16 protein-coding genes are annotated in these 16,288 nt (G+C 63.5%); 7 read left to right on the top strand and 9 right to left on the bottom strand.

The window, feature by feature from the left end; translation table 11 throughout:
• Positions 1 to 236: 236 nt before the first annotated feature.
• Positions 237 to 2,063, bottom strand: a complete 1,827-nt coding sequence (gene lepA / locus AB4Z53_RS04830) for a translation elongation factor 4 (protein WP_441595004.1) — start codon at positions 2,061 to 2,063, stop codon at positions 237 to 239.
• 70 nt (positions 2,064 to 2,133) lie between these two features.
• The gene (locus tag AB4Z53_RS04825) at positions 2,134 to 3,375 is read right to left on the bottom strand and encodes an MFS transporter (protein WP_441595002.1); all 1,242 of its coding nucleotides are present in this window, start codon (positions 3,373 to 3,375) and stop codon (positions 2,134 to 2,136) included.
• A 220-nt stretch (positions 3,376 to 3,595) separates the two neighbouring features.
• Between AB4Z53_RS04825 and AB4Z53_RS04820 the strand changes: the two genes are divergently transcribed.
• From AB4Z53_RS04820 to AB4Z53_RS04805, 4 genes are all read left to right on the top strand, one after another.
• Positions 3,596 to 4,174 carry a helix-turn-helix domain-containing protein gene (locus AB4Z53_RS04820; protein WP_441595000.1) on the top strand — a complete coding sequence of 193 codons (579 nt, stop codon included), beginning with the start codon at positions 3,596 to 3,598 and terminating at the stop codon, positions 4,172 to 4,174.
• 2 nt (positions 4,175 to 4,176) lie between these two features.
• The gene (locus AB4Z53_RS04815) at positions 4,177 to 4,704 is read left to right on the top strand and encodes a GNAT family N-acetyltransferase (RefSeq protein ID WP_441594998.1); all 528 of its coding nucleotides are present in this window, start codon (positions 4,177 to 4,179) and stop codon (positions 4,702 to 4,704) included.
• 273 nt (positions 4,705 to 4,977) lie between these two features.
• The gene (locus AB4Z53_RS04810; RefSeq protein WP_441594996.1) at positions 4,978 to 6,003 is read left to right on the top strand and encodes a histone deacetylase family protein; all 1,026 of its coding nucleotides are present in this window, start codon (positions 4,978 to 4,980) and stop codon (positions 6,001 to 6,003) included.
• Between the two features lie 101 nt (positions 6,004 to 6,104).
• Positions 6,105 to 6,452, top strand: coding sequence for an antibiotic biosynthesis monooxygenase (locus AB4Z53_RS04805; protein WP_441594994.1), 348 nt, complete (start codon positions 6,105 to 6,107; stop codon positions 6,450 to 6,452).
• A 56-nt stretch (positions 6,453 to 6,508) separates the two neighbouring features.
• Here the strand turns inward: AB4Z53_RS04805 and AB4Z53_RS04800 are convergent, their stop codons facing one another.
• Complete coding sequence (locus AB4Z53_RS04800; RefSeq protein ID WP_223737004.1) at positions 6,509 to 7,147, bottom strand: exopolysaccharide biosynthesis protein; 639 nt, start codon at positions 7,145 to 7,147, stop codon at positions 6,509 to 6,511.
• Between the two features lie 245 nt (positions 7,148 to 7,392).
• On the opposite strand from AB4Z53_RS04800, the gene AB4Z53_RS04795 reads away from it, so the two are divergent.
• Positions 7,393 to 8,055 (top strand): OmpA family protein, encoded by a 663-nt coding sequence (locus AB4Z53_RS04795; protein ID WP_113538895.1) that lies wholly within the window; start codon positions 7,393 to 7,395, stop codon positions 8,053 to 8,055.
• A 56-nt stretch (positions 8,056 to 8,111) separates the two neighbouring features.
• Here AB4Z53_RS04795 and AB4Z53_RS04790 read toward each other — a convergent pair whose 3' ends face one another.
• From AB4Z53_RS04790 to epmA, 6 genes are all read right to left on the bottom strand, one after another.
• Positions 8,112 to 8,936, bottom strand: coding sequence for a class I SAM-dependent methyltransferase (locus AB4Z53_RS04790; RefSeq protein ID WP_223726122.1), 825 nt, complete (start codon positions 8,934 to 8,936; stop codon positions 8,112 to 8,114).
• A gap of 98 nt (positions 8,937 to 9,034) precedes the next feature.
• Positions 9,035 to 10,462, bottom strand: coding sequence for an MFS transporter (locus AB4Z53_RS04785; RefSeq protein WP_441594992.1), 1,428 nt, complete (start codon positions 10,460 to 10,462; stop codon positions 9,035 to 9,037).
• An 88-nt stretch (positions 10,463 to 10,550) separates the two neighbouring features.
• Complete coding sequence (gene sigJ, locus AB4Z53_RS04780) at positions 10,551 to 11,444, bottom strand: RNA polymerase sigma factor SigJ (RefSeq protein WP_441594990.1); 894 nt, start codon at positions 11,442 to 11,444, stop codon at positions 10,551 to 10,553.
• Position 11,445: 1 nt separating this feature from the next.
• Positions 11,446 to 11,877, bottom strand: a complete 432-nt coding sequence (locus AB4Z53_RS04775) for a carboxymuconolactone decarboxylase family protein (protein WP_113538899.1) — start codon at positions 11,875 to 11,877, stop codon at positions 11,446 to 11,448.
• A gap of 163 nt (positions 11,878 to 12,040) precedes the next feature.
• Positions 12,041 to 13,096, bottom strand: a complete 1,056-nt coding sequence (locus AB4Z53_RS04770) for a lysine-2,3-aminomutase-like protein (RefSeq protein WP_441594988.1) — start codon at positions 13,094 to 13,096, stop codon at positions 12,041 to 12,043.
• Positions 13,093 to 14,145 (bottom strand): EF-P lysine aminoacylase EpmA, encoded by a 1,053-nt coding sequence (gene epmA, locus AB4Z53_RS04765; RefSeq protein WP_291152996.1) that lies wholly within the window; start codon positions 14,143 to 14,145, stop codon positions 13,093 to 13,095. Before epmA ends, AB4Z53_RS04770 begins: the two co-directional genes overlap by 4 nt.
• A 160-nt stretch (positions 14,146 to 14,305) precedes the next feature.
• Here epmA and efp point away from each other — a divergent pair, with 160 nt between their 5' ends.
• Positions 14,306 to 14,875, top strand: coding sequence for an elongation factor P (gene efp / locus AB4Z53_RS04760; protein WP_291152992.1), 570 nt, complete (start codon positions 14,306 to 14,308; stop codon positions 14,873 to 14,875).
• Positions 14,876 to 15,038: 163 nt separating this feature from the next.
• Complete coding sequence (locus tag AB4Z53_RS04755) at positions 15,039 to 16,280, top strand: SAM-dependent methyltransferase (RefSeq protein ID WP_291152989.1); 1,242 nt, start codon at positions 15,039 to 15,041, stop codon at positions 16,278 to 16,280.
• Positions 16,281 to 16,288 lie beyond the last annotated feature (8 nt).

Below are 16,288 nucleotides of genomic sequence, written 5' to 3'. Positions count from 1 at the left end.
TCGCTGACGCGTCACCTCCACCCCGTTGCTATTGTCAGGCTTGATCGGAGGATCCAATCCCGGACCGGGCAACGACGCCCCGGTATTTGAACGCCGCCCCCAGGCAGTCGGCGGGCATTGTCTGGTACGGCAGGGCGGGCCTTCGTCGACCGCAAAGCGATATGCAACGCAAACCCAAACCAAAAAGGGCGACCGGAGGGCCGCCCTTTCAAACGTAGAGGTGTGCGCCTCGCCGCTTATTCGTCGCCCATCTTGAGCGCGGCGATGAAGGCTTCCTGCGGGATCTCCACCTTGCCGAACTGGCGCATGCGCTTCTTGCCGGCCTTCTGCTTTTCCAGAAGCTTGCGCTTGCGGGTGGCGTCGCCGCCGTAGCACTTGGCGGTCACGTCCTTGCGGAGCGCCGAGATGGTTTCGCGGGCAATGACGTTGCCGCCGATCGCCGCCTGGATCGGGATCTTGAACATGTGCTTCGGGATAAGCTCCTTGAGCTTCTCGCACATTTCGCGGCCGCGCTTTTCCGCCGCCATCCGGTGCACCATCATCGACAGCGCATCGACCGGCTCGCCGTTGACGAGGATCGACATCTTCACAAGATTGCCCTCCTTGTGCTCGGTGATCTGGTAGTCGAACGAGGCATAACCCTTGGAGATTGACTTCAGCCGGTCGTAGAAATCGAAGACGACTTCGTTGAGCGGCAGGTCGTAGGTCAGCATCGCGCGGGTGCCAACGTAAGTCAGCTCGATCTGGATGCCGCGGCGGTCCTGACAAAGCTTCAGGATGCCGCCGAGATAGTCGTCGGGCGTCAGGATCGTCGCGCGGATCCACGGCTCGTGGATTTCCGCGATCTTGACGACGTCGGGCATGTCGGCCGGGTTGTGCAGCTCGCGCTCCGAGCCGTCGGTCATGAACAGCTTGTAGACCACCGAAGGGGCCGTCGCGATCAGGTCGAGGTCGAACTCGCGCTCCAGGCGTTCCTGGATGATCTCAAGATGCAGCAGGCCGAGGAAGCCGCAGCGGAAACCGAAGCCGAGAGCCGCAGACGATTCCATTTCGAAGGAGAACGAGGCGTCGTTGAGGCGCAGCTTGCCCATGGCCGAGCGCAGGTCCTCGAAGTCGGCGGCATCGACCGGGAACAGGCCGCAGAAGACCACCGGCTGCGCCGGCTTGAAGCCTGGCAGTGCGGTTGCGGTCGGGCGCTTGTCCTCGGTGATGGTATCGCCGACGCGGGTATCGGCCACTTCCTTGATCGAGGCGGTGATGAAGCCGATCTCGCCCGGGCCGAGCGCATCCATCGCCACCATCTTCGGCGTCAGCACGCCGACGCGCTCGATCGTGTACTTGGCGTCGGTGCCCATCATGCGGATGGTCATGCCCTTCTTGAGCGTACCGTCGATGATGCGCACGAGAACCATGACGCCGAGATAGGTGTCGTACCAGCTGTCGACGAGCAGTGCCTTCAACGGCGCCGCGTCGCCGCCCTCGCTCTTCGGCGCCGGCAGCTTGGTGACGATAGCTTCGAGCACATCGGGAATGCCGAGGCCGGTCTTTGCCGAAATCAAAACCGCGTCCGAAGCGTCGATGCCGATCACTTCCTCGATCTGCTCCTTGATGCGGTCGGGTTCGGCCGCCGGCAGGTCGATCTTGTTGAGCACGGTGACGAGCTCGTGATTGTTGTCGATCGCCTGGTAGACGTTGGCGAGCGTCTGGGCTTCCACGCCCTGGGACGCGTCGACGACGAGCAGCGAGCCTTCGCAGGCCGACAGCGAGCGCGAGACTTCGTAGGCGAAGTCGACGTGGCCGGGGGTGTCGATGAGGTTCAGCACATAGGTCTCGCCATCATTGGCCTTGTAGTGCAGGCGCACCGTCTGGGCCTTGATGGTGATGCCGCGCTCGCGCTCGATATCCATGCTGTCGAGCACCTGCTCGGACATCTCGCGTTCGGCGAGACCGCCGGTGGACTGGATCAGCCGGTCGGCAAGCGTCGACTTGCCGTGGTCGATGTGGGCCACGATCGAGAAGTTGCGGATATGCGAAAGGGGCGTCTTCGAAGATGTTGTGCTCATGGGCCGCATATAGCAGTGCCTTCAAGCGCCGCAAAGCGGGAAATGAAGGCTTCGTTCACTATAAATCGGCCTATTCGGCGCTCGCTTCCGCATCGACGAGCGCGCCGGCATTGGGGACCTGCGCACTCCTGATCTCGAAGCTCTCGCGCTCGGCCGCCGGCGCCTCGTCACGTTTGCGCAACCGGAGCAGCACGAAGAGCGCATAAAGGGCGGCAACGACCATCGCCGCATAGATGAAAGTGCGCTGCCCGAACACAGGTGTCAGCAGCGTTACCAGCATCGGCACGACGGTCGCGGCGATCGACCAGGCGACCAGCATGGTGCTGGCGAGCGGCACGAAATCGGCAGGATCCGTGCGGTCGTTGGCATGCGCATTGGCGATCGAATAGACGGTCTCGACCGCGCCGGCAAAGAGCGCAAAGACCAGCATCAATAGGATCAGATTGCTGAAGGAGGCCGAAAGCGCGAAGAAACCGGCGGCGAGGATCAGGAGGCAGGTGCCGATCAGCACCAGGCGGCGGTCGATCCGGTCCGATAGCGTTCCCATCGGATATTGGATGGCGATCAGGCCGAACTGCATGACGAACATCAGGTTGGCGACGTCGCTCTGGCTGACGTCGTTGGCGGCCGCATAGATCGGCGTGAAGCCCTGTACCACCATCGAAAGGCCGCCGGCGGCGAGCACGCCGATGAAGGCGACGGGGGAATTGCGCCAGACCATGGGGATGTCGATGCTGACCTTGGCGGGGGCCGGTGGCGTCGGCAGCCGCGTCAGCCCGATTGGTAAGAGCGCGAGTGCCGTGAAGAAGATGGTGACGAGCGGCGGCAGGTTGCCATCGGCCGGAATCTGCCCGAACAGCCAGGCACCGGTGCCGAGCCCGATGACATAGGCCATGTAGAACAGAGCCATGGCCTTACCGCGCCAGTGGTTCTCGCTCGCATGGTTGAGCCAGCTCTGGGCGATGATGAAGTTGGTGTTGCCGGACGCGCCATAAAGGCCGCGGGCAAGCACCCACAAAAGCGGATGCATGCCGAGCGCGATCGTCAGGGCCGACAGGATGACGAGCGCCATCGAGCAGGAGAAGGCGCGCGCATGGCCGACGCGGCGGATCATCGGTCCGGCGATGACGCAGCCGACCAACCCACCGAAGGCAATCATCGTCACGGCGGCACCTGGTACCCAGTCCGGTGCGTCGGAACGCGTCAGCGCAAAGGGCACATAGGCGAGCATCATGCCGTTGCCGATCGCCACCGCCGTCATCGAGGCAACGATGCTGGCGATCGAGGTCAGCGAAGAGGGCTGCTTGGTCATGTCCAACCTGTCGATGGMGGCGCACGGGATACGTGCACTGGGTGTGGTCGATGAGAATTATCTAAAGTATTGAAGTGTAAGCTTTTCTCGTTTGTGCTCGCGAAACGGCCACCATAGCCGAAAGCCCTGTGTCGCGCTGTCGCCAAAGCGGCATCGCATGCCCGTATTTTCAGTCTGTCTGCGTCTTGACTCTATTATATGAGAAATGCAATCTCAAATAATGGAAAACGCTACCGACACCCTCGAACATGCCATCGGCGAGCGCATTCGCACTCTGCGCAACCAACAGAACCTGACGCTGGACGAGCTCGCCGCCAGTTCCGGCGTCAGCCGGGCTATGATCTCGCGCATCGAGCGCGGCGAGGCGAGCCCGACCGCCCAGCTTCTCGCCAAGCTCTGCAGCGCGCTCTCAACCACGCTCTCAGCACTCTTCGCCTTCGAAACGCAGGAGGCGTCGCCGCTTGCAAGGCGTGCGGAACAACGACTCTGGCGCGATCCGGAATCCGGCTATCTGCGCCGCTCCGTCTCGCCGGACGGCCTCGGCTCGCCCGTCGATATCGTCGAGGTCGAGTTTCCGCCGGGCGCCCGCGTGGTATTCGAGCGGCAGCCGTCGGACCGGGGCATCACCCAGCATCTTTGGCTCTTTTCCGGGCGGCTCGAAATGACGACCGCAGCGAGCTCCCATTCACTTGAGCCAGGCGACTGCCTGTTCATGGGGCTGGAATACGGCCACATCTTCCACAATCCTCACGATGAGCCGGCTCACTATGCCGTCATCCTCTGTCGCACCAAGGTTTGACCATGCCCGATATCCAGATCCGCCTGCTCGATGAAGCCCAAGCCCGCGACGCCATGCCGGCTCTTGCCGAGGTGCTTTCCGATTGCGTCGAGGGTGGCGCCTCGGTCGGCTTCATGCAGCCCTATCCGCCGGAAAGCGCGCTTGCCTACTGGCGCGGTGTCGTTGAGGCCGTCGCTGCGAACGAAACGCTGCTGATGGTGGCGGAGGTCGCCGGCCGCATCCTCGGCACCGTGCAGGTCGGTGTCGCGCAGATGCCGAACCAGCCGCACCGCGGCGACCTCAAAAAACTGCTGGTGCATCGCGATGCCCGCGGCAAGGGGCTGGCGCGGCGGCTGATGGAGGCGGTCGAACAGGCGGCGGCGGCCCGCGGCAAGACGCTGCTGGTGCTCGACACGGCGACCGGCAGCGATGCTGAGGCGATCTATCCGCGCCTCGGCTGGGAGCGCGTCGGCGTCATCCCCGACTATGCGATGTGGCCGGAAGGCGGCCTCTGCGCCACGACGTTCTTTTACAAGCGGATTGCGGCTTAGCGGCATTTGTCGCGGCTCGCGATTGCCCCCTCACCCTAACCCTCTCCCCGCTCGCGGGGAGAGGGGACGTGCCCGTTCGTAACCCTGCTGAGCGGAGCTATGGTCCTTCGACGGTGCTGTTGTCGAGGCAAGCAGCTGCCGCGAGTCTCCTTCGCCCCACTTGCGGGGAGAAGGTGGCCGGCAGGCCGAATGAGGGGCATCCACCAAGGTTGCCAAGCCTAAAACCTGGGGTAGGGTACCGGCACCCGTCTGTTGCCTCTTCAGGATACCTCTATGCGCATCTTTTACACCGAGGACCACAAGCTCCGCGACGCCAAGACCGAACTCTTCGGCGGCGAACTCGTGCMGCCTTTCGAGGCGCCGTTTCGCGCCGAATGGATCCTGGCAGCGGTAAAGGAAGCCGGCTTCCACGATATCGCAGCGCCCGATCGCCACGATCTCGAGGTCGCGCTCAAATTGCATACGCCTGACTATCTCGCGTTTCTCGAAACCGCCTGGTCGCGCTGGGTTGCCGATGGCTACCGCGGCGAAGCGATCCCGGCCTGTTTCCCGGCGCGGCGCATGCGCCAGCGCCCACCGAGAGATATCGACGGTGCGCTCGGTTACTATTCCTTCGCGGCGGAAACGGCGATCACTGAGGGTACTTATGCCGCCGCGCGCGCCGCGATGGATTGCGCCATTTCGGCCGCCGATCACATCCACGCCGGCAACCATGCCGCCTTCGCGCTCTGCCGCCCGCCCGGCCATCATGCGGCGATCGATCTCTATGGCGGCTATTCCTTCATCAACAACGCCGCTTGCGCCGCCCAGCGGCTAAGGGATCACGGTGCGCAGAAGGTCGCCGTGCTCGACGTCGACTTCCACCATGGCAATGGCACCCAGGATATCTTCTACGAGCGCGGCGACGTCTATTTCGCCTCGCTGCATGGCGACCCGGTCGAAGCCTTCCCGCATTTCCTCGGATTTGCCGATGAGGAAGGCGCCGGCGAGGGGCTGGGCACGACCCGGAACTATCCGCTGCCGCGCGGCACGCGGTTTGACGCCTGGTCGGCGGCGATGGCCGACGCGCTGTCCCGCATCGAGGCGTTCGGTGCCGAGGCCCTGGTCGTCTCGCTCGGCGTTGATACCTTCGAGCGCGACCCGATTTCGTTCTTTCGGCTGAAGTCTGACGATTATCTGCGCATGGGCGAGGCGTTGAAGCGTGCCGGCCTGCCGGTCGTCGTCTGCATGGAGGGCGGCTATGGCGTGCCGGAAATCGGCCTCAACGTTGCCAATGTGCTGACTGGCATTTCCAGCTAGGGATCAGGCATTCGGAAAAATGCGTTTGCCGCTATTGACCTCAACTTTACTTGAGGTCGTACGACTGCTCTCGTTCAAAATGAGATGAGAGGGAAAGAGCTATGAGCAGTCAATCGAATAGCGTGGCGCCGCTTTACCGTATCAACAAATACACCGTACCGGTGGAAGCACGGCAGGAATTCGTCGAACTGGTCGACAAGACGCTGGCCGTCATCCGCAAGCAGGACGGTTATGTGAAAGACCTGTTCCTGGAGCAGCACGCCGGTCCCGGCCAGTTCGATTTCATTACCATGATCGAATTCGCGAGTGCTGACGTCGCGCCCAAGGTCGCAGCCGCGCTCATCGCGTTCGACCACCAGCTCGGTCTCGATCGCGAAGCGCTGATGAAGACGCTTGGCATCCGTACGGACTTCGCCAGCTACCGGGCTTTCGGCGGGTTGGCTGCCTAAAACCGAAAGGCCCGGCAGTTGGCCGGGCCGATTCATACGTCTGATGTGAATATGTGTCAGGAAACGAAGAACGTCGACAGGCCCTGGCCGGCGGCAAAGGCCATATAGGCAAGCACGGTGAAGTAGACCGTTGTTGCGATCAGGAAGAGATAGCCCCCGGCGACCATCAGCCCGTCGCGCTGGATGATGCCGAGCGAGAGCAGCAGGATCGCGATCCCCGGCAGCGTGTTCGACAGCGGGATCAGCCCGAGCGGGAACATCAGGAGAATGCCGCCGGCCATGATCATCAGGCCGTTGAAGCGGTTCATCATGGCGCCCTGCGTCAGGAAGCCCAGGCGCGGCCGCACGTAGCGGTCGAGCTTGGAGACGATGCTTGCCCCCTTCTGCAGGGTCGGAACCAGCTTCTCGGTCTCGATCTTGCGGTCGAGAATGCGCCGTGGCACCCAGGGCAGCCGGTTGAGTGTGATCGATACGGAGATCAGGATGATTGCCGCCCCGAAAACGGTGCTGACGCCAGGGATCGACACCGGCAACAGGAACGGCAGCGTCAGAAGGGCGCACAGCAGCAGGAACCCCTGTTCGCCGATCTCGGTCATCAGCTCGCGCAGCGTGATCGTCTCGCCGCGAATGGAGGCAATCATGCCGTTGAGCGTGTCGCTGAGACTGCGTTGCGTGTCGCCGAACTCGATTGCCATCAAATATTGCCTCGTTCTTATCAATGGGCGGCGTCGGAAGGCCGCTTATACGTCTTGGTCGTCTGGATGTCCGTCCTATCAAGGGCATGTGAAGGATCGGTTATAGTGTGGCCCGACCGGCACACCGAATCCGCGCAACACGGCAATTGCCGGTAAACCATGGCGTGATTGGGACGCCTCTTCATCTTCCTGCCGCAATCGCTAGTATGAAGCACTTTCGAGCACCAATGGGGACAACTGATTCCATGATCAAGAAATGCGCCATTCTGGCTGTTGCGGCCATCTATCTTTCGGGATGCACAACCACCGATCCCTATACGGGTGAGCAGAAGATGTCGAACACGGCCGGCGGCGCGCTGATTGGCGCGGGTCTCGGTGCTGCGACCGGTCTGCTCGTCGGCGGTAGTGCCGCAGGCCGGCGCGACTCCGCGCTCGTCGGCGCCGCGATCGGCGGTCTCGGTGGTGGCCTGATCGGCAACTACATGGACAACCAGGAAGCGGAGCTGCGCGCCCAGCTTCAGGGCACCGGCGTCTCGGTCACCCGTGCGGGCGACCGCATCATCCTCAACATGCCGTCGAACATCACGTTCGCGACCGACCGCGACCAGGTGATCCCGGCCTTCTACGACACGCTGAACTCGGTGGCGATCGTGCTGCGCAAGTTCAACAAGACGATGATCGACGTCGACGGTCACACCGACGCGACCGGCAGCGCCTCGTACAACCAGGGCCTCTCCGAGCGCCGCGCCGCTTCGGTTGCCAACTATCTGGCTGGCCAGGGCGTCGACCAGCGCCGCATGTCGGCGATGGGCTACGGCAAGGAGCGCCCGATTGCTTCCAATTCGAGCGAAGCCGGCCGCGCGCAGAACCGCCGCGTCGAAATCTCGATCGCGCCGATCAAGGCCTGATTGGCCGAAATCGACCGCCTGCAATCGAAGGGTCGCGCCGCAAGGCGCGGCCTTTTTCATGCCTGCTTGAAACTGTAGCGCAGCAGGCGCCCCATGCGGCGCAGCATGGGAATCACACTGACGAACTGGACCGCAATTCGCGCCATCGGCGACATGCGCGCGATCTGCGCGGCATCGTAGTCATGGATGTCTTCGAGCAGCGTCAGCCCGGGCACGTCCCGTTCCAGCGCCCGCGCGTCCTCTATCCCCCAGCGCAACTCCGCACCCGTCGCGCGCAATGACGGGTTGAAACGCAAAAGCTCGATACCGAGATGGCTATAGGCGTCGAAGACGATCTCGCCGCCGGCAAGACATGTGACGACCCGCCGCATGAGATCGCGCACTTCCTGGTCGTGAAGATAGGGCAGCACCCCCTCAGCGACGATAATCGCCGGCCGGTCGTCAGGGATGCGGTCGATCCAGCCCCGCTCGGTAATGGAAGAGGCGATCGTAGTGCAGCCGACGCGATCGGCGAAGAACTGCTGGCGCAAGGCAATCACGTCTGGAAAGTCGATGTCGAACCAGGCGACGGATGAAGGCGGATCGAGCCGCAGGATCCGCGTGTCGAGGCCGCAACCGAGATTGAGCACGACCGCATCCGGATGGCTTTCGATGAAAGTTCGGGTCCACCGGTCGAGCAGATAGGCGCGCATCGCGATGCCGATCGTCATGTCGTGACCGACATCGGGCGCCTTCGCCTTGCCGTCGAGGCGTCGCATCAGCTCGGCGGCGAAGCGGTCGTGCAGGAGAGAATCGGGCAGCGCGCTTTCCGCAGCCTTCGCCCGGAGCGTGATCAGCAGCGTTTCCCGCACGCCATGAAGGCCGATGCCCTCGGCTTCCATCGTTCCCTCCCGGCGGCGCCACGTCGAACGCGCTAGCGGTGCCGCTGTGTCTGGCAGCGACCCGCCGTGGTTTTCGGCGGGCCGCATTAGTCGATGGCCTAGGCCGTCGTTCGTCTTGCGCGCCGTACACGCCTGGCCGTCAGCAGCGCCAGCGCCGGCAGCAGCGCAAACAGGCCGAAGAGCCAGGTCGTCGCCAGCGCCACGCCGCCTTCTGCCGATGACTCGATCCCGGCGAGGTTGGCCGTCAGTCCGGCCAGCGCTGCGCCGAGTGCGGCGGCAAAGAGCTGGACAGTGGTGATCGAACTCGAGGCCTTCTCCGCTTCGCCCTCCGGCGCGAACTCGTAGACAGCGGTAACGATATGCGGCCAGGCAAAGCCCATTCCGAAGCCGACCGCGACAATGCCTGCGCAGAGTGGCGCCGCGATGACCAGGAACTCCGCGCCCGCCATCGGCATGAACAAGGCGATCAGGGCCAGGCCGACGAAGCCGAGGGCCGGACCGGCAAAGATCGTCTGCTTCGCCCGTTCTCCGTGCCAATGGGCACTCGTCATCGATCCCGCCGTCCAGCCGATCGACATCAGCGCTGCGATATAGCCGGCCACCAGCGGTGACAACCCATGCAGTTCCTGCAGCAGATACGGCACATAGATTTCCGGCTGCAGGCCCACCATCAGCAGCGTGATCGTAGCATAAAGGGCGGCCAGCGGGGAGGTGAGGGTGAAGCTGCCGGAGGGCAAGAGATTGCCCGCCGCGCGACGCTCGACCAACAGCAGGCTTAGGAACAGGAGGACCGCCGCGCCAACGCAGGCAATCTGCTCGAAGGCGACGGTGCGCGTGCTTGCAACCGATAGCGCGAGCACGATGCCGACGAGAAACAGGAGTTGCACCAGGGGAAGCGGCGTACGCCCTTCTTCGTCCGCCGCCTTGCGCGGAAGCGTGGAGAAGGCGAGTGCTGCAAGCAGCGCCGTCAGCGGCAGCAGCGACCAGAAGGCGACGCGCCAGGTGGAAAATTCGGCAAACATGCCGCCGATCGCAGGCCCGATCAAAGTCGCCGTTCCCCAGGTTGCCGAGATCAGGCCGATGGCGCGGGTCCAGAGCTCGGGACGGAAGACCTGCCGGATCACGCCATAGGCCAGCGCATAGAGCAGGCCGCCGCCAAAACCCTGGATCGCACGGCCGGCAAGCAGGATGGTCATGGAGGGGGCCGTGGCGCAAAACAGCGTACCCAGGCCGAAGACAAGTGCGCCGATCGCATAGGCGCGGCCGGCGCCGACGGCACCAAGCAGCCGTGCCGACAGTGCGGCGCCGAGGATCGAGGCCGCGACGAAGACCGTCGTGCTCCAGGCATAATATTCGAGCCCGCCGATCTCGCGCACGATCGAGGGCATGATCGTCGTCACCACATAGACGTTGAGCGCGTGCAGCGCGACGCCGCCGCTGAGCACGAGCGAATGCACGGCGTTATCGCCTGTCAGCAGCGCGCGCCAGCCGGTTTCCTGTTGGGGGGCGGGTGTTTTTTCAAGCATGTCAGTACCTCACGCGGGACACCACGGCGAACGCGCACCGGTTGATCCGGTTTCGGGTAATCGCGCTCGCTTCGGCGGTGCCGCTATGTCAGTGGAGCGCAGCCTCGCCAAAATGCGTGAGCTTGTCCGGGTTGCGCATGATGAAGATGTCGTTGACGTTTCCGTCGCCGTCATAGCCGAAGGCGACCGTCGCGGCGATCTCGTTTTTCGCCTCGTCCCTGAGCACGATGCCGCGGCCGCCATTGATGTCGCCGATCTCCCAGGCGTAGTGCGCCCAGTACTCGGTGAGCCGGTCGATGATGAAGGCGAGCACCGTCTCCTTGCCAGCAAGGACGCCGAGCACGGTCGCAACCTTGCCACCGCCGTCGGCCGTCAGCTTCACGTCGGCGGAAAGCAACGCCGAGAGACCGGCGACACTGCCGCCGTGGATCGCCTGGTGAAAGGCCGAGAGCAATGCGTCCTGGCGTTCCCGCGGCGTCTGGTGCCGGGCCTTCTCCAGGCCGATATTTGTCTTGGCGCGCGACACCAGTTTGCGGGCGGCGGTCTCCTGCATGTCCAGGGTTTCGGCGACCTCGTCATAGGGCTGGCCGAAGATCTCGTGCAACAGGTAGGCCGCGCGCTCCTTCGGGGTCAGTCGCTCGAGCATCAGCAGGAACGCGGTTGTGAGCGAAGAAGTGAGCGCCAGCTTTTCTTCGGCATTGTCTTCGGCTGCCGTGTGGATCGGTTCTGGCAGCCAGGCGCCGACATAGTCGACGCGCTTGCGGTGTGCGGCCTTCAGGAGATCCAGGCAGCGCCGGGTGCAGGCAGTGGTCAGCCAGGCCGCCGGCGTGTCGATCGATGCCCGATCGACCTCCTGCCATTTCAGGAAGGTGTCCTGCACCGCATCTTCCGCATCGGCGCGCGAGCCGAGAATGCGGTAGGCGAGGCCGAGAAGGCGCGGACGCGCCTCCTCGAAGATCTGCATGTGCTGCCTGTCGTTCATGTCAGTGCCTCGAAATCTGGATGCGATTCCAAAGGTTGATCATCGCCACCGTCGAGGTGATGACGCTGATTTCCTTCTCGCTGAAGTGCTGGCGCAGCTCGGCGCGGAGCGGCGAAAAATCGGTGCGGGGCTCAAGTTCGGTCAGCGCCTCGGTCCAGGCAAGTGCTGCCTTCTCGCGCGGCGAGAAATCATTGACCTGGTCCCAGACGATGATGCGGTCGAGCCGCTCGTTGCTCTCGCCCTCGGCGCGGGATTCCTTGGTGTGCATCTTCACGCAGAAGCCGCAGCGGTTGATCTGCGAGGCGCGCAATTGCACGAGATTGTGGATCGTCCGGTCGAGCCCGTGCAGGTCCATGGCCTTGTGCACATCGGCGAGCGCGCCGAGTACATCCGGGATTTCCTGTTCGTAGCGGACGGCTTTGGTATCGGTCATGGTCTCAACTCCATCGTTGTCGTGTTGCCTATGACCAATTGACGATCGACGCCGCACAGCTGTGACGCGGCTCCATGAATTTTCTCGCAGGACGCGAAGAAAAATGCATGAGCTGAATATTTTGAAGAAGTTTCAATAATTTGAGAGTCGCGATTTCTCGCGGTCATCCGGCTTTCGGTGGGTAGCTGTGCTCGCCGCCGCGAAAATCCGTGACCGTGTAGCAGCCGCCGCCATCGGCCGCGATCGCCGCGGCGCTGATCACTGCCTTTCCGTGTCCGCCGGGGATGTCGAGGATATAGGTCGGCTGGCAGAGACCGGAAACACGACCGCGTAACGTGGCGACGAGCGCCTGGCCTTCCTCGATCGACAGGCGGAAGTGGCTGGTGCCGGGGGCGAGGTCCGGGTGGTGCAGATAGTAGGGCTTGATCCGCGTCTCGACGAAGGCGCGCATCAGGTCGGCGAGCACGTCCGGATCGTCGTTGACGCCCTTCAAGAGCACCGACTGGCTGACCATGACGATGCCGGCATCGATCAGCCGCGCCGAAGCAGCGCGCGCCTCGTCCGTCAGTTCGCGCGGGTGGTTGGCGTGAAGCGCGACATAGGTCGCCTTGCCACTGGCCCTCAGCGCCTCGATCAGGTCGGCGTCGATGCGCGCCGGCTCGACGACGGGGACGCGCGTGTGGAAACGAACGATTTTCACATGCGGGATCGGCTTCAGCCGTTCCATCAGTTCGCCGAGCCGCCGTGGCGACAGGATCAGCGGATCGCCGCCGGTGAGGATCACCTCCCAGATTTCCTCATGCGCAGCGATATAGGCGATCGCGGCGTCGAGCTCGGCCGGTGTCAGCGTGCCGAGGCCCTGCGGCCCCACCATCTCGCGGCGAAAGCAGAAGCGGCAATAGACCGGGCAGACATGCACGGCCTTCAACAGGACGCGGTCCGGATAGCGGTGGACGATGCCGGTGACCGGGCTATGCGGCTTGTCGCCGATCGGGTCCTCGCGTTCCTCAGGCAGCAGCGTCAGCTCGGCGGCATCGGGCACGAACTGCCGGGCGATCGGATCATGGGGATCGCGGGGGTCGATCAGGCCGGCGATCACGGGGCTGATCGCAACGGCATAGCGCTCGGCGACGGTGGCCACCGCCGCCTCCTCGGCTCTGTCGATAAGGCCGGCATCAACCAGCTCGCGCGCGGTTTTGATCGGGCGATGGACGTTCATGATCGCGTCTCCGGCACCGGCGCCCAGAGCACCTGGTCGATGCGCGACGCACCGGTTGCCAGCATCGCCAGCCGGTCGAAGCCGAGAGCGATACCGCTTGCCTCGGGCATGATGGCGAGCGCTGCCAGGAAATCTTCGTCGAGCGGATAGGTCTCCCCGTAGACACGCGCCTTCTCGGCCATTTCCATCTCGAAGCGCCGGCGCTGTTCCGCCGCGTCAGTCAGTTCGCCAAAGGCATTGGCGAGCTCCACACCGCAGGCATAGAGCTCGAAGCGTTCGGCGACGCGCCGATCGCGCGCCGCTGGCCGCGCCAGCGCTGCCTCGGCGGTCGGATATTCGTCGAGGATCGTCGCGCGGCCGAAGCCGAGATGCGGCTCGACCTTTTCCACGAGCACGCGGCTGAAGAGATCCGCCCAGGTGTCGTCATGGGCGACCCGAAGGCCGGCCGCGGTCATCTCCGCGGCGAGTTTCTCGCGGTCGGTTTCGCCGTCGGCGGCGATCGAGGCCAGCAGGTCGATGCCGGCAAAGCGCGCGAAAGCTTCTGCGACGCTCAGCCGCTCGGGCGTGGCGAAGGGATCGCAGATGTGGCCCTGGAAGGCGAATTGTCTGGTCCCGGTGGTCTCTGCGGCGAGCGCCAGGATCTCGGCGCAGTCGCGCATCAGCGCCTCGTAACCCTCGCCTGCGCGATACCATTCGAGCATGGTGAACTCAGGATGATGCAGCGGGCCGCGCTCGCGGTTGCGGTAGACATGGGCAAAGCAGGCGATGCGCTGTTCACCGGCCGCCAGCAGCTTCTTGCAGGCAAATTCCGGCGAAGTGTGCAGGTAGAGCGGGTGGCCGGAGCCGTCATGATCGAGCGCCTCTGTTGCGAAGGCGTGCAGATGCGCCTCGTTGCCGGGCGAGACCTGCAGCGTCGCGGTATCGACCTCGATGAAATCGCGCGTCTCGAAGAACCGGCGCAATGCCGATTGGATCCGGTTGCGGCCGAGAAGAAACGGGCGCCGGTCGGCATGGACATCGGGTGTCCACCAGGGTGAGGCATGCGACATGATCGGTTCAGTCCAGGCTTTCTTCGCGCAGATGCCGGCTCAGGCTGGCTATTTGCACGAAATTAGGGTAGTGGCGGCGCGAAATCCTTATTTTCGCGTCCTTCAGGGCCAGTGTTTCCGGCCCGCGGTGTCGCGCATACCTCTGTTACAAGGAAGACTAATGGTCAAGGTCATCGCTTCATCTGTCCGTAAGGGCAACGTTCTCGACGTCGACGGCAAGCTCTATGTCGTGCTTACCGCCCAGAACTTCCACCCGGGCAAGGGCACGCCGGTCACCCAGGTCGACATGCGCCGCATCTCCGACGGCGTGAAGGTCTCCGAGCGCTACCGCACGACCGAACAGGTCGAGCGCGCCTTCGTCGAAGACCGCGAACACACCTTCCTTTATGAAGATGCCGAAGGCTTCCACTTCATGAACCCGGAAAGCTATGACCAGCTGGTCATGAGCACGGACGATATCGGCGATCTCAAGGCCTACCTGCAGGAAGGCATGGCCTGCATTCTCTCGGTCCACGAAGGCCTGGCAATCGCCATCGACTTGCCGCGCCACGTGATCCTCGAAATCACCGAGACCGAGCCGGTCGTCAAGGGCCAGACGGCCTCGTCGTCCTACAAGCCGGCTGTCCTGTCGAACGGCGTTCGCACGCTCGTTCCGCCGCATATCCAGGCCGGCACCCGCGTCGTCATCGCGACGGAAGACGGCTCCTACGTCGAGCGCGCCAAGGACTGAGGCATAAGCCAGGTCAATTTGGAACGGGGACGGTAGCGACAGTTGCCGTCCCCGTTTTCGTATCGGCAGCTTCGATCAGCAACCACAAATTTAGGGAGCGCATTTCGAAAAACGGGTGCTAGGATGCCGCCGTCACACTGCTTCGTGTCACGAGAGGGCCTGCATGTTCCCACTGTCGCATATGATGAAGTCGTTCATTCGCAAGGGTCGCCTGACGGTGATCGACGCTGACGGCAAGCGCCACGTCTTTTCCGGGACGCCTGGGCCCGAGGTGACGATGCGCCTCACCGACAAGAAGCTCTACCGCAGCCTCGTCTTCAATGCGGAGCTCGCCGCCGGCGAAGCCTATATGGACGGCACCATGCGCTTCGAAGAGGGCTCGACCCTCAGGGATTTCCTGACGCTGTTTTCGATCAACCGGCTGTCGCTCGGCTCTTACCCGATCCAGAAGCTCCTGCGCGCGGTGAAGATGCGCTTCCGCAAGCGTCAGCAGGCAAATCCCAAGGGCAAGGCGCAGCAGAACGTCGCGCATCACTACGATCTCGGCAACGAATTCTACAAGTTGTTCCTCGACGAGAACATGCTTTACTCCTGCGCCTACTTTCGCGAGCCCAATGAAACGCTGGAGACGGCGCAGCGCAACAAGCTGAGGCTGCTTGCCTCCAAACTTTGCCTGGAGCCCGGCATGAAGGTGCTGGACATCGGCTGCGGCTGGGGCGATCTTGCGATGTACCTCGCGCAGCTCGCCGATGTTCAGGTGCTCGGCGTGACGCTTTCCAAGGAGCAGCAGGCGCTTGCTACCGAACGGGCGCGCAAGGCGGGCCTGTCGGACCGGGTGCGCTTCGAGCTCAAGGACTATCGCGATGTGCAGGGGCCGTTCGACCGCATCGTCTCGGTCGGCATGTTCGAGCATGTCGGCGTCCACCACTATGACGAGTTCTTCAAGAAGCTCAACGCGCTGATGCCGGATGATGGCCTGGCGGTGCTGCATTCGATCGGACACATGAGCCCGCCCGGCATGGCCAGTTCGTGGCTTCGCAAGTACATCTTCCCCGGCGCCTATTCGCCGGCGCTTTCGGAGGTCTTCGAGGTCGTCGAGCGCAACAGCCTCTGGGTTAGCGATCTCGAATTCCTGCGGGTGCACTACGCTACGACGCTTGCGCACTGGGGTGCGCGCTTCGAGGCGAACCGCGACAAGGTGATCGCCCTTTACGACGAGCGCTTTGCCCGCATGTGGGAGTTCTACCTGATCAGCGCCGAGATGATGTTCCGCACCGGCAGCCAGCTTGTCTTCCACATGCAGCTCTCGCGCTCGCGCGATGCCGCTCCGATCGTGCGCGACTACATCACCGATCGTCAGCGCGACTTCATGGCCCGCGAACAGGCGCTCGCGCTCAATCTTTAGAAAGGAGC

Source organism: Ensifer sp. 2TAB8, from assembly GCF_052115125.1.
Taxonomy (GTDB): Bacteria; Pseudomonadota; Alphaproteobacteria; order Rhizobiales; family Rhizobiaceae; genus Ensifer.
This window is presented reverse-complemented; position numbering and strand designations above follow the sequence as displayed.

Excerpts from the sequence above, each read along its gene's own strand:
- lepA (WP_441595004.1), bottom strand. The coding sequence starts at position 2,063 with ATGAGCACAACATCTTCGAAGACGCCCCTTTCGCATATCCGCAACTTC.
- AB4Z53_RS04825 (WP_441595002.1), bottom strand. The coding sequence starts at position 3,375 with ATGACCAAGCAGCCCTCTTCGCTGACCTCGATCGCCAGCATCGTTGCC.
- AB4Z53_RS04820 (WP_441595000.1), top strand. The coding sequence starts at position 3,596 with ATGGAAAACGCTACCGACACCCTCGAACATGCCATCGGCGAGCGCATT.
- AB4Z53_RS04815 (WP_441594998.1), top strand. The coding sequence starts at position 4,177 with ATGCCCGATATCCAGATCCGCCTGCTCGATGAAGCCCAAGCCCGCGAC.
- AB4Z53_RS04805 (WP_441594994.1), top strand. The coding sequence starts at position 6,105 with ATGAGCAGTCAATCGAATAGCGTGGCGCCGCTTTACCGTATCAACAAA.
- AB4Z53_RS04800 (WP_223737004.1), bottom strand. The coding sequence starts at position 7,147 with ATGGCAATCGAGTTCGGCGACACGCAACGCAGTCTCAGCGACACGCTC.
- AB4Z53_RS04795 (WP_113538895.1), top strand. The coding sequence starts at position 7,393 with ATGATCAAGAAATGCGCCATTCTGGCTGTTGCGGCCATCTATCTTTCG.
- AB4Z53_RS04790 (WP_223726122.1), bottom strand. The coding sequence starts at position 8,936 with ATGGAAGCCGAGGGCATCGGCCTTCATGGCGTGCGGGAAACGCTGCTG.
- AB4Z53_RS04785 (WP_441594992.1), bottom strand. The coding sequence starts at position 10,462 with ATGCTTGAAAAAACACCCGCCCCCCAACAGGAAACCGGCTGGCGCGCG.
- sigJ (WP_441594990.1), bottom strand. The coding sequence starts at position 11,444 with ATGAACGACAGGCAGCACATGCAGATCTTCGAGGAGGCGCGTCCGCGC.
- AB4Z53_RS04775 (WP_113538899.1), bottom strand. The coding sequence starts at position 11,877 with ATGACCGATACCAAAGCCGTCCGCTACGAACAGGAAATCCCGGATGTA.
- AB4Z53_RS04770 (WP_441594988.1), bottom strand. The coding sequence starts at position 13,096 with ATGAACGTCCATCGCCCGATCAAAACCGCGCGCGAGCTGGTTGATGCC.
- epmA (WP_291152996.1), bottom strand. The coding sequence starts at position 14,145 with ATGTCGCATGCCTCACCCTGGTGGACACCCGATGTCCATGCCGACCGG.
- efp (WP_291152992.1), top strand. The coding sequence starts at position 14,306 with ATGGTCAAGGTCATCGCTTCATCTGTCCGTAAGGGCAACGTTCTCGAC.
- AB4Z53_RS04755 (WP_291152989.1), top strand. The coding sequence starts at position 15,039 with ATGTTCCCACTGTCGCATATGATGAAGTCGTTCATTCGCAAGGGTCGC.